This is a genomic window from Bacteroidia bacterium, assembly GCA_019695265.1.
GTDB lineage: Bacteria > Bacteroidota > Bacteroidia > JAIBAJ01 > JAIBAJ01 > JAIBAJ01.
On the sequence record JAIBAJ010000004.1, the window covers coordinates 60,965 to 73,340 of the forward strand.

11 protein-coding genes are annotated in these 12,376 nt (G+C 38.0%); 9 read left to right on the forward strand and 2 right to left on the reverse strand.

Going from position 1 to position 12,376, the window contains the following annotated elements:
* The first annotated feature begins 9 nt into the window (after positions 1-9).
* Both kbl and yihA read left to right on the forward strand, forming a co-directional pair.
* Complete coding sequence (gene kbl, locus K1X82_01575) at positions 10-1,191, forward strand: glycine C-acetyltransferase (protein MBX7180772.1); 1,182 nt, start codon at positions 10-12, stop codon at positions 1,189-1,191.
* Positions 1,192-1,773 (forward strand): ribosome biogenesis GTP-binding protein YihA/YsxC, encoded by a 582-nt coding sequence (gene yihA, locus K1X82_01580; GenBank protein MBX7180773.1) that lies wholly within the window; start codon positions 1,192-1,194, stop codon positions 1,771-1,773.
* Here the strand turns inward: yihA and K1X82_01585 are convergent.
* The gene (locus tag K1X82_01585) at positions 1,770-2,843 is read right to left on the reverse strand and encodes a hypothetical protein (protein ID MBX7180774.1); all 1,074 of its coding nucleotides are present in this window, start codon (positions 2,841-2,843) and stop codon (positions 1,770-1,772) included. The two genes, yihA and K1X82_01585, sit on opposite strands and share 4 nt — an antisense overlap.
* A gap of 497 nt (positions 2,844-3,340) precedes the next feature.
* On the opposite strand from K1X82_01585, the gene K1X82_01590 reads away from it, so the two are divergent.
* The 7 genes from K1X82_01590 (at position 3,341) to K1X82_01620 (ending at position 10,818) form a co-directional block, all read left to right on the forward strand.
* Positions 3,341-4,885 (forward strand): YifB family Mg chelatase-like AAA ATPase, encoded by a 1,545-nt coding sequence (locus K1X82_01590; GenBank protein ID MBX7180775.1) that lies wholly within the window; start codon positions 3,341-3,343, stop codon positions 4,883-4,885.
* A gap of 211 nt (positions 4,886-5,096) precedes the next feature.
* Positions 5,097-5,543 (forward strand): hypothetical protein, encoded by a 447-nt coding sequence (locus tag K1X82_01595; protein MBX7180776.1) that lies wholly within the window; start codon positions 5,097-5,099, stop codon positions 5,541-5,543.
* Between the two features lie 30 nt (positions 5,544-5,573).
* Positions 5,574-5,747 carry a hypothetical protein gene (locus tag K1X82_01600; protein ID MBX7180777.1) on the forward strand — a complete coding sequence of 58 codons (174 nt, stop codon included), beginning with the start codon at positions 5,574-5,576 and terminating at the stop codon, positions 5,745-5,747.
* 104 nt (positions 5,748-5,851) lie between these two features.
* Positions 5,852-7,453 carry a hypothetical protein gene (locus tag K1X82_01605; GenBank protein MBX7180778.1) on the forward strand — a complete coding sequence of 534 codons (1,602 nt, stop codon included), beginning with the start codon at positions 5,852-5,854 and terminating at the stop codon, positions 7,451-7,453.
* 318 nt (positions 7,454-7,771) lie between these two features.
* Positions 7,772-9,697 (forward strand): hypothetical protein, encoded by a 1,926-nt coding sequence (locus K1X82_01610; GenBank protein MBX7180779.1) that lies wholly within the window; start codon positions 7,772-7,774, stop codon positions 9,695-9,697.
* Positions 9,679-10,179, forward strand: a complete 501-nt coding sequence (locus tag K1X82_01615; protein MBX7180780.1) for a hypothetical protein — start codon at positions 9,679-9,681, stop codon at positions 10,177-10,179. The genes K1X82_01610 and K1X82_01615 overlap by 19 nt, the downstream gene beginning before the upstream one ends.
* Before the next feature lie 168 nt (positions 10,180-10,347).
* Positions 10,348-10,818 carry a hypothetical protein gene (locus K1X82_01620; GenBank protein ID MBX7180781.1) on the forward strand — a complete coding sequence of 157 codons (471 nt, stop codon included), beginning with the start codon at positions 10,348-10,350 and terminating at the stop codon, positions 10,816-10,818.
* Between the two features lie 1,132 nt (positions 10,819-11,950).
* Here the strand turns inward: K1X82_01620 and K1X82_01625 are convergent.
* A complete protein-coding gene (locus tag K1X82_01625; GenBank protein MBX7180782.1) occupies positions 11,951-12,280 on the reverse strand; it encodes a type II toxin-antitoxin system VapC family toxin in 330 nt (109 codons plus the stop codon).
* Positions 12,281-12,376: the final 96 nt, after the last annotated feature.

Below are 12,376 nucleotides of genomic sequence, written 5' to 3' on the forward strand. Positions count from 1 at the left end.
TTTAAACACATGAGTTCAAGTTTTCTAACCCATCTTCAAAACGAATTACAATCGATTGAAACGGCAGGATTATTTAAAAGGGAGCGAATTATTACCGGTCCGCAAGGTGCTGATATTCAAATTAGTACAGGGCAAGAGGTAATAAATTTTTGTGCTAATAATTACCTTGGATTATCGTCTCATCCAAAAGTGTTGGAGGCCGCAGCAAAGACCCTTGAAACCCATGGTTATGGCATGAGTAGTGTTCGATTTATTTGCGGTACACAAGACATTCATAAAGAGTTGGAGGAAAAAATTTCTGACTTTTTGGGTTTGGAAGATACCATTTTGTATGCGGCAGCTTTTGATGCCAATGGAGGTGTTTTTGAACCTCTGTTTGGTGAGGAGGATGCCATTATAAGTGATGAGTTAAACCATGCCAGTATTATTGATGGAGTAAGGCTTTGTAAGGCTAAACGTTACCGATATAAAAACAATGATATGAACGATTTGGAAGCCCAACTTAAAGCGGCAGATGGAGCTCGTTTTAAAATTGTGGTTACCGACGGGGTATTTAGCATGGATGGATATATTGCTCAATTGGATAAAATAAGGGCTTTGGCCGATCGATACGGGGCTTTGGTGATGACAGATGAATGTCATGCCCTGGGCTTTTTGGGTTCTACCGGACGAGGAACCCCGGAGCATTGTGGGGTACATGGTAAAATTGATATTGTTACCGGTACCTTAGGTAAGGCTTTGGGAGGAGCCATGGGAGGTTTTACTTCGGGTAAGAAAGAAGTTATAGCTTTATTGCGTCAGCGCAGTCGTCCATATTTATTTTCCAATTCTTTGGCACCAGCCATAGTTGGAGCCAGCATTGCCGTGATGGATATGTTAAATGAAACTACGGCATTACGTGATAAAGTGATGGAAAACGCTTTGTATTTTAGAAAGGGAATGACGGAAGCAGGATTTGATATTAAGCCCGGAATTCATCCCATTACCCCGGTGATGTTATACGATGCCAAATTGGCTCAATCTTTTGCCGAAAAATTGTTGGCTGAAGGCATCTATGTCATTGGATTCTTTTATCCGGTGGTGCCGAAGGAGCAGGCCAGAATTCGGGTTCAGGTATCGGCAGCGCATGAAAAACATCACCTGGATAAAGCCATTGCAGCATTTACTAAAGTTGGAAAGGAATTGTTATAAATGAAAGTTACCTCAGCCCAATTTATTTCCAGTGTAGCTTCTTTATCAGCTTGTCCTAAAACCGGTTTTAAAGAATATGCGTTTATTGGACGAAGCAATGTGGGGAAATCCTCTCTCATTAATGCTTTGCTCAACCGGAAAGACTTGGCTAAAACCAGTTCAAGACCGGGAAAAACTCAAACCATAAACCACTTTTTGGTAAATGAGGCCTTTTACCTGGTCGATTTGCCCGGTTATGGCTATGCTAAAGTGAGGATTGAAAGCCAAAACAAATGGGAGAAGTTTGTGAACGATTATATTTTGAAAAGGGAAGAAATGGTGCAGTTGTTTGTATTGGTTGATAGCAATATTCCCCCACAAAAAATTGATTTAGAGTTTATAAACTTCCTGGGAATTAATTCGGTACCCTTTTCGATAGTGCTCACAAAAACCGATCGGATCAGCAAGACAGAATTGGTGAAAAGTCAGGTAGCTTTGGAGAAAAAGCTTTTGGAATATTGGGAAGAATTGCCGGTGATAACCAAGGTGTCGTCGGAAAAAAGAATAGGATTGGATTTGATTTGGGAGCGTATGCAGGCTTAATCCACCGGATTGACGGACACTGTAGGTATTTGCCCTTGTTCCAGCAAGGCATTGACATGGTCAATAAATTCCATTTTTCCTTGCAGGGAAGTGGCTAAGGTATAAACCGATAAAAAGTTTTTTGCTAAACCTTTCTTTTTCAGGTGCAATTCCAGGGGAAGGGAAAAGTTCATTGGGTTTGAAAACGACACATCCATGTCGGGCGATTGTTCTTTTACTACTCCCGGTGCAACCAGGAAACGTTTGGCAGTTGTATCCTGGGTACACGTTTCATTTTTAAGCACATCGCGGTTAAGTGAGTTGCAGAGCCTATGTGGAATGGTGGTAATACCAATTTTATTCAACTGTGAGTGTTGAGCCAATTTGTACAAGGTAATAAAATCAATAGGTTTGGAGGGTTTGGAGGTGGTAGAATAATAACGGGCCAGTTGAGGTTCGAGTAAATAGATTTGATTGTTTAGCAAAATTATGGGAGCTGAGTGAACCGGATTAACCTCTCCTTTGTCATCGTAAAAGGAAAAGGAAAGGATGCCCGATTCAAAGCCCAATTCCTGGAGAAGGGTGGTGGTAAAATCGGCAAATCCACCGCAATTGGCCGAAGTTTTATCGCGTTGAAAAGCTAACAGTTTGTCTTTTGCAGAAGTAAATGAAAAGCTAAGTCCTTCGTTGTAATCGCCTTCGTTAACATGTTCATATACAAAACTTAATACCATTTCCAGTTGTTTCCAGGTATCAGTTGTAGTTTTTATTTTGTTCACAAACTGTTCATATTCCTGTTGTATTTCCTGCGATGATTTATTCTTATAAGGTAGGAATTTGCCTTTGTAATACTGGATAGAATCCAGTTTTTTCAATTGATATGCCTGGTTTTCGGGCGACATTGTTTGGGCAAGCTCGAGCAGAAGAATTTTGGATTGATATTCTGCCAGTTTACAGCAGGTATCGCTTTTTACAATGGAAAGGATTGAATCGCGATTGATTTTCAAACCGGTTTGGGCGAGGGTGTTAAAATTAAGTCCGGCGAATACCCAGGTCAATAGTGGAACAAGAAGGGAGAGAGAAGTTTTCACGTGTGCAATAATATTCAAAGATACTATTCGAAGTTTATTTTTATATCCGTGGAATGGATTCCGTAGTCAATTGATTCGCAAATAGTTGCCAAGTCGGTTGTTAAAAAAATGTATTATTGGGCGGGCCCATCGCAGAAGTGGAGTGTTTCAAAAGAGCAGAAGCAAGGCGAATGGCCGGGCTATCGCCTGTACTCCTCGTCGCCCTTGGCTAGCGCCGCGGGCTCCTGTGGGGTACCTGGCTCTATCCCTGCCCGACGCTACTACAGTCATTTGGGGTTAATTTAGTTGGGCAAGAAGCCAGAATGAAGGTTTAGCAGGTTGAAGTGCAAGAAAAGAGAAAAGCAGGAGTTATGAACAGGAATAACTAGTTTTTTGGCTTGTATTTTGGCAAAAATGCCCTTTATCTGTAAAAATAGTTAAGCCTGGTTTGGGAGCTGGAATACATTGATTGGAAATTATTTCCTTTGTTGACATTATAGTTTTATATATTATTTTTTATGTTAGTTAAGACGTATGGAAGCACCGTTCATGGTGTAAATGCCACCACTATAACTGTGGAAGTAAACATAGCCGACGGGGTTAATTTCTCCTTGGTAGGCTTACCCGATTCGGCGGTAAAGGAGAGTCAGCAACGAATTCAGGCTGCCTTAAAAAACAATGGTTATCGGATACCCGGCAAGGCCATTACGGTGAATATGGCTCCGGCAGATTTGAGAAAAGAAGGTTCGGCTTACGATTTAACTATTGCCATAGGCATCTTAGCTGCATCGGCACAGATGAAGGATTCAGAAGTTGGAAAGTATATCATTATGGGAGAACTTTCCCTGGATGGAGGGTTGCAACCCATGAAAGGAGTTTTACCCATAGCAATTCAGGCCAAGGCTGAAGGGTTTAAGGGAATGATTTTACCCATGACCAATGCCAGGGAGGCTGCCATTGTTGCCGATTTAGAGGTATATGGATGTGATACCATTAAGCAGGTAATTGACTTTTTTAACGAGGTAGGTACACTTGAACGGGTGGAGGTAAACACAAGGGAAGAATTTTATCAGCGTCAATCCTTGTGGGAAGTTGATTTTGCAGATGTAAAAGGCCAGGAGAACATTAAGCGTTCGTTGGAAATCGCTGCTTCGGGCGGACATAATGTGATATTAATTGGTCCGCCGGGAGCCGGAAAGACCATGTTGGCCAAGCGTTTGCCTACCATTTTACCTCCAATGACCCTTCATGAAGCGCTGGAGACAACCAAGATACATTCGGTGGCCGGTAAAATGACCAAAGGAGAACACAGTGGATTAATTTCAACGCGTCCTTTCAGGAGTCCTCATCATACTGTTTCGGATGTAGCCTTGGTTGGTGGAGGTAGTTTTCCTCAACCCGGAGAAATTTCGCTTGCACACAATGGGGTATTGTTTTTAGACGAGTTACCCGAGTTTAAGAGGCAGGTTTTGGAGGTGATGCGGCAACCGTTGGAAGATCGAATAGTAACGATATCCAGGGCCAGGTTTTCGGTGGACTATCCGGCCAGTTTTATATTGATTGCATCGATGAATCCCTGTCCTTGCGGTTATCACAACCATCCGGAAAAGGAATGCCAGTGTGCTCCTGGCATTGTTCAACGTTACCTGAACAAGATTTCAGGTCCATTGATGGATAGGATAGATTTGCATGTGGAGGTGGTACCTGTATCGTTTAGTGAATTGACATTAGAGCGACCGAGTGAGCGAAGTGAGACTATACGGGAGCGTGTAATACAAGCCAGGAAAATACAAGAAGAGCGATTTAAGGAACAGCCGGGAGTGTATTGCAATGCACAGATGAGTAGTAAGATGTTGAGGGAAGTATGCCGGATAGATGAATCGGGCAAGCAGTTGTTAAAGGCAGCCACGGATAGGTTGGGATTATCGGCCAGGGCATTTGATCGGATTTTGAAGGTTTCGAGAACGATTGCCGATTTGGATAGGAGTCAGCGAATTATGTCACAGCACCTGGCGGAAGCCATTCAATTCAGGAGTTTGGATAGAGAAGGTTGGGCAGGGTAGGGGATGGATGGAAGAACGAATGAAATACATGAAATATCAGGTGAGCTAGATTTTCAATAGGCCCTTAAACGAAGGTAACAAAAAGGAAAAATCCATTTACGATTCCAATAGAAATATCCTATCTTTGCTTTACCGATAGGACTTCATTAGTGAACCTGTAACCTAAACTTAAATGAGAATACCAATTTCTATAAAAAATTAAATTTCAATAATGAAATTGCCCAAATATCCATTAGCATCTAGTGACAAGTTGTTAACCTTTGAATTTATTAGCGAAGGAAATAATGGGCTTATTTATAAAATTGTACGTTACCAACCAACTAACCTCAAAAACGTTTATAATCTGGCATTTGGAGACAAGAATCTTTCAACCGGTGAAATTGATGATACAGTAATTTCAAATAATGGTGATAGTGAAAAAGTATTAGCAACGGTAGTGGCTACAATTTATGCCTTTACGGATAAATACCCAGATGCATGGATTTATGCTACAGGAAGTACCAAAGCTAGGACACGACTTTACCGTATGGGAATAACAAGATTTCTATCCGAAGTAAACTCAGACTTTGAAGTTTTAGGAGAGGGGGTAGATGATTGGGAACCCTTCATAAAAGATGTGGACTATGAAGGATTTTTAGTTAGACGCAAAAAGAATTAATCATTAACTCTTAAAACAAGTTATCAAATCATGAAAATAACGACAGAATTAAAAAACAGGAAAATCCCAATTGTGAAAATCGATAAGACATTGAACAAATATGACGAACTTGTTTTGTTTCCTGAAAAACTGGAAAAGGCCAACGAAATGTTACGAAAAGTTGGACTTCCAAAACAGTGGATGGAAGAGAAGCCGAAACAATAAAACAAAAATCTGCTTATGGGTGTTAGTGGTTAGCCAAGTTTTTGCATTTAGTATTTTTTCCTAATTTTAATAGGCGAATTCTTATTCTTCCAACTTAATCCATCTTGAAATACAATATCGACGACCAGGATACCCTTAACTACCGCTACGACAAGAACGGTAACCTCGTTTTCGATGCTGCTGAGGAAATAGATACCATACGCTGGACGGTTTCAGGTAAAATTGAGGCGGTAATACGGGCTACTGCCAGCACCAAACCCAGCCTGTACTTCTATTACGATGCCCTGGGCAACAGAAGCATCAAACAGGTGATACCGGCTTCAGGTACCCAAACCTTTGAGTTTTACAAACGCGATGCTACCGGTAATATCCTTGCCACCTACAAAATGGCAGATAGCAGCGGTACCAAAATCCTCAAACTCGAACAACGTGAAATCTACGGCAGCTCACGTTTAGGAGTAGTAACCCAAGAAGTACGTATTGCCGAAAATGCCTCCTGGCCGAGTGTATTACCAACTTATGATACTGCCAATGCACCATTTGTGCTTTGGAATACAGATAGCACCTACCAGGATAGTGTGTTCATAAACCCATTTGATTCGGTGGGGTATAAAATTAAAGTGAACAAATATCTAGGCTTCCGAAACTACGAATTAACCAACCACTTAGGCAATGTACTAGCCGTTATCTCCGACCGAAAATACGGCGAAGATGCCGATACCGATGGGCAACTGGAACTATTCAATCCCAACGTGTTAAGTGAAACCGATTACTATGCCTTTGGAAGTGAGGTGAAAGAAAGAAGTGTGAGTGGAGGGTATAAGTTTGGGTTTAATGGACAGATGAAGGATGATGAGATTTATGGTGTAGGGAATGCGAATACTGCCATGTTCTGGGAATATGATACAAGGTTGGGGAGGAGGTGGAATTTGGATCCAGAACCAAGATTTGGAATAAGTGAGTATTCAGCTATGGGTTTAAATCCAATAAATTTAATTGACCCTAACGGTAACTATTTTTTTGGATTAATTGGTTCGTCAAAACAACAAAGGGATGCTGCAAGAGAATTTGCGAAAAACAACCCAAATTCTAAAATTAATAATATTACTTCAAAAAATATTAGTGTTTCTTATGATAAGCTTGTTTTGAACTCACCTATTCCTCACCATGATGCCAAAATGGCTTCGTTTGGTTTAGACTATCATATTGAAACAACGGAGACATTTTTTAACAATGACGGTAGTGAAAGGGTGGAAAAGTCTGAAATTAAGGAATATAATCCCAGTACAATGATGCAGTGGAGTGAAAGTGAAAATTTTTTAGCTAAAGCCAGTTATTCGACTGCTGATGCAGTATTTGTTACAACTCAAAATCTGCTTACAAAACACCTATTTGGTAGATCAAATGCTTATCATTTAAATGGTCAAGAATCCACGCCTTCAGAAAATATGGATGCATTTGTTGATGTAGGATCCAAGTTAATTCCTTCACCTGGAAAAGTTACTATTATAAAGAAATTGAATTGTGCTCAGTTTTCAAAAGTATTTAAAGGGAATCTTTCAAAGATGAATGCACAATTTAGAGGCTATATGAACAAAGGTGTTAACTTTGTAATAGATAATTTAAATAGTACAGCTAGTAAGCCAATTCGCCCGATTAAGAAGGTAGCCAAAAAAGTTAAGGAGGAATCATTTTCAGAAGAGTGAAATAAACAATGTGAATTATGGATGAATTATTTGAAATAATATTTGCTCGTTCAATTATTAGGTTTATAGGAAAAAAAGTTAGATTTTATTTTTTTCTGATAATTGGAAAACCTAAGTCGTATAATTTCATATCAGGAATATCAAAAAATAATTCGGAGAATTTTATGAGGCAGGATTTTTATAATGCAGTTGTTGGAATGGTTATTTTTATAATTATTTCAATAATAGGAGCAATATTTATTTATAGTTAAACCAAAGTGATACCGTTTGTAGCGCCCCCAGCTAAGTAGAGGGCTGTACAACGGAAACATTGCCCGTATGGTAACCACCCTCAGCGACACAGGAGAAACCCCAATGGACGTGGTGGGCAATGCCTACACCTACGACCAGTTGAACCGCCTTATCATGAAAAATGCTTATGTGCGGGCAGGTATGCACTTGCCAGGCAACGACAACTGGACGGGCGTTTCGGTGACCACTAACTACAAGGAAAAATTCATTTACGATTCCAATGGAAATATCCTATCTTTGTTACGCTACGCCGAAGGCACCAACCCCATGGACAACCTCACTTACCACTACAACCCCGGCACCAACCAATTGCAGTTTGTGGATGATGCCATAGCGGATGGTGACTATACCGTGGATATTGACGATCAGGATACCCTCAACTATAGCTATGACAAAAACGGTAACCTCGTTTTCGATGCTGCCGAGGAAATAGATACCATACGCTGGACGGTTTCAGGTAAAATTGAAGCTGTAATACGGGCAAGTGCCAGCACCAAACCCAGCCTGTACTTCTATTACGATGCCCTGGGCAACAGGAGCATCAAACAGGTTGTACCTGCCTCAGGTACCCAAAACTTTGAGTTTTACAAACGCGATGCTACCGGTAATATCCTTGCCACCTACAAAATGGCAGATAGCAGCGGTACCAAAATCCTGAAACTCGAACAACGAGAAATTTACGGTAGCTCCCGTTTAGGGGTAATAACCCAAGAAGTGCGAATTGCCGAAAATGCCTCCTGGCCCAATGTAACACCTTCCTATGATACTGCCAATGCACCATTTGTGCTTTGGAATACAGATAGCACCTATCTGGACAGCGTGTTCATAAACCCATTTGACTCGGTGGGGTATAAAATAAAAGTGAACAAATACCTTGGCTACCGTAACTATGAATTAAGCAACCACCTGGGCAATGTACTAGCCGTTATCTCCGACCGCAAATACGGCGAAGATGCAGATACCGATGGGCAACTGGAACTATTTAAACCCAATGTATTAAGCGAATCCGATTACTATGCCTTTGGTAGCGAAGTGAAGGAAAGAAGTGTGAGTGGGGGGTATAAGTTTGGGTTTAATGGACAGATGAAGGATAATGAGATATACGGGGAGGGAAATGCAAATACTGCCATGTTCTGGGAGTATGATACGAGATTGGGAAGGAGGTGGAATTTGGATCAAGCTATGAATCCAAACCAATCAAACTATTCTGCTTTTAATAATTCTCCTTATTTCTTTAATGATATTTATGGGGATGATGTAGACATTAGTAAAATTTATGAAAAGGATAAAAATGGAAGCTATAAAAATAAAGCTAATATATTAGCATTCGAATTATATGCATCCACAAAGGCTGGCAAAAAATACATTTTAGACCATGCTGAAAAAGGTTTTAAATTAAATGGTGTTTTTATTAAGAATTTGAATATTTCAGCTGAAGTTGAAGGAAAATCATCTAAAAATGGAGTTGATGTATCTTTTAATCCTTATAATGACAATCCATGGGCATCAGGAACAACACGTGGAGAAATTAAAAATAATAGATTGAAAATTAGTATAAGTCTTGACAATTTAGGTTCGCTTAATAAGTTATCAGAAATGGGTGAATTAAGAGACAAAATGTTATCAGGTGTTGAAACAATTGGCCATGAGACATTTACACATGCTGAAATAAAAGAAAAAGAGTTCTTAGGTTTTGGTTTTCAAAGAGAAAGTAATGACCAACACGATTACAAACTAATATCACAAACAAGTTATTTAACAAATATTATGTATGACAGTAAAACAGGATATAAGGGGTCAGAGCAATTTATTCTAAACAGTAAAGCTGTCAATATGTTAAATGAAGTTCAAAACATGAACATACACATGAATTTAGGTCAAAAAAAGTATTCACAAAAGGAGTTATTTAATAAATTTATTTCAGGAGGATTCCTATGGAAAGGTTTAAAATAATAATTTATTTTACTTTTATTTTAAGCGCTTTTTCCTGCAATAAAAGCAAACTAAAACATGGATTAATAATAAGAACATGGTCTAACAACCTAAATGACAGCATTATTGTTGAAAAAACAACAGATATTTATTATGATTTTATAATAAAAAAAAGTTACTTTTCAGATAGTATTTTTAATGAATTATATAGAATGAATAACTATTCAAAAGTATTAATTAATGGAACCAATTATCATGTATTTAAGAAAGATGAATTTTTTATTAATCCAAATTTAAAAGGCATTAAAGTTGGGATTATTGATAACCTTTATTCAACTTATGATTCAAGAGCCTATTATTTATTGGAAAGGTATGGAATTGTTACAATATTTATTCCAAAACAAAAAATGGTATTAGAATTAAAATCTATTATAATTGATAATGACACATCAATAATTGATAGTCTTAATCCGCTTCTAAATAATAAACTTAATAAACCCTAAAATAGTAAATATTTTTTCTATAATCAGAATTTTTGCTTTAGTTTTATAGGATTAAGTATTTATTTGCCAAAATAGGTACAAATCATACACTAAATATTGTTATCTAACTTCGTACCAAAGGAAATTTATAATTGCGATGAAAACAGCAACTTCCTCGCCACCTACAAAATGGTAGATAGCAGCGGTACCAAAGTGCTTAAACTCGAAAAACGTGAAATCTATGGCAGCACCCGTTTAGGGGTAATAACCCAGGAAGTACGTATTGCCGAAAATGCATCTTGGCCTAATGTAACACCTACCTATGATACCGCCAATGCGCCTTTTGTCCTTTGGAATGCGGATAGCACCTACCAGGATAGTGTGTTCATATACCCATTTGACTCGGTGGGGTATAAAATAAAAGTGAACAAATACCTTGGCTACCGAAACTATGAACTCTGCAACCACCTGGGCAATGTATTAGCAGTTATCTCCGACCGCAAATACGGCGAAGATGCAAATACCGATGGGCAACTGGAAATCTTCAAACCCAATGTGCTAAGCGAAACCGATTACTATGCTTTAGGAAGTGAAGTAAAGGAAAGAAGTGTGAGTGGGGGGTATAGATTTGGGTTTAAGGTCAAGATGAAAATATTTTAGAAAGTTTACATCACAGTTTAGGTTAAATTTTAACAAAAGTGTTGAAATTGATAAAATAGAGTTCATATGTTTGTAGAAGTTAAAGTTTATTATACAAGTGAATATTGTATTTAAAATTGTGATGAAAACGATAAATAGTCAAATATTTATGTTAATAATTGTTACATTGTCATGTCATTTATCATGCAATTTTAATAATAGTAAAAAATTTAAAGAATATAGGGCAAAAATTTATGGAAATAAAGTTATTTTCGAAAAAGATTCTTTATTTATAAAAAATAAAGTTGTCGGTTTTATTTCTAAAATATACCTATCAGACACAAATCGTATGGCATTATTAATGATAAATAATGAAATATGTTTGAATAGAAAAATTAATTTTGTTGTCTATTATCCATCTGTATTTGAGGAAAACAAAAGGATAATTGGCACTAATTGGATTAGTTCAAATAATTGTTTATCAATGAATGACACAATTATTATTAGAGATTCAATATCGAAATTCGAAAATAGCAGAGAAAGTAAATTTTCAATTATTGATTCCGTTGCCCAGCGGTTTAAGAAATTCTACTGAATGAATTTCTGTTCTAAGGTAATTGTTATAATTATTACAAACACGGCTTCAATCTATAGTATTGAAGGAAACAAAGATTGAGATTTAAAATTAGAGTTCATTTTAAAGGAAATTGAACTGTTTCTCTTCAACCAACCCCATCCTTTTAATTTTAAAAGCTTGTCCGAACCTTTTGGTAAGTATAAGAATGAGCACACCAGTGAAGATGTTTTCGTTAGACGTGCAATGGATTGCGTAGGTATTGTTCAGTATAGTAAATCTTGTAAAGCAAATCTCTTCTTTCCAGTTTAAATTAACCACCAACTACCATAAAAATCCACTTTCAATTCCAATGGAAATATTCTATCTTTGTTTTACCGATAGGGAAAAACTAACCTTTCCATTTCATTCTAAGGAAGTTTTTTCACCATCGGCATTTGAAGGAGTAAATCTCGTCAAGACTATGGTCGTTTCTCGATTAGCTCCTTCATAACGCTACGCCGTAGGCACCGACCCATTAGACAACCTCAAATATCGCTACCAACTTGGCAAAAACCAGTTGCAATTCTTTAAACTTGGTTATACTTTATGTGGGTTTATTAATTTCAAGCCTTTGATATTGGCAAAATCTTTCTCATTGTTGGTAATCAGAGTAAACCCATGAGCCAAGGCAGTTGCCGCAATAATTGCATCGGGAGTTTTGGCTTTTTTGTGTTTTCGAAGGGCTACACAGTGGGCAATTACATTGGAATTTATATCAAGAACAATGCTATCGGAAATGAAATTTTCTACATTTAACATGGTGATCTGATCAGTATTCCAGCAAAGTAGTTCAATTTGGGAAATTACTGAAATGTTGGGTGTTTCGTCTATCACACCTGTAAATTCCGATGAAATTGACCACTTCATTCCGGCGCAAATTGACCACTGATTTTGCTGGCGAAAAAAAATGGATCATGGTGTAAAAGGTCGTTATACAAAAGTAATAATTTTTAGGTTTTAAAA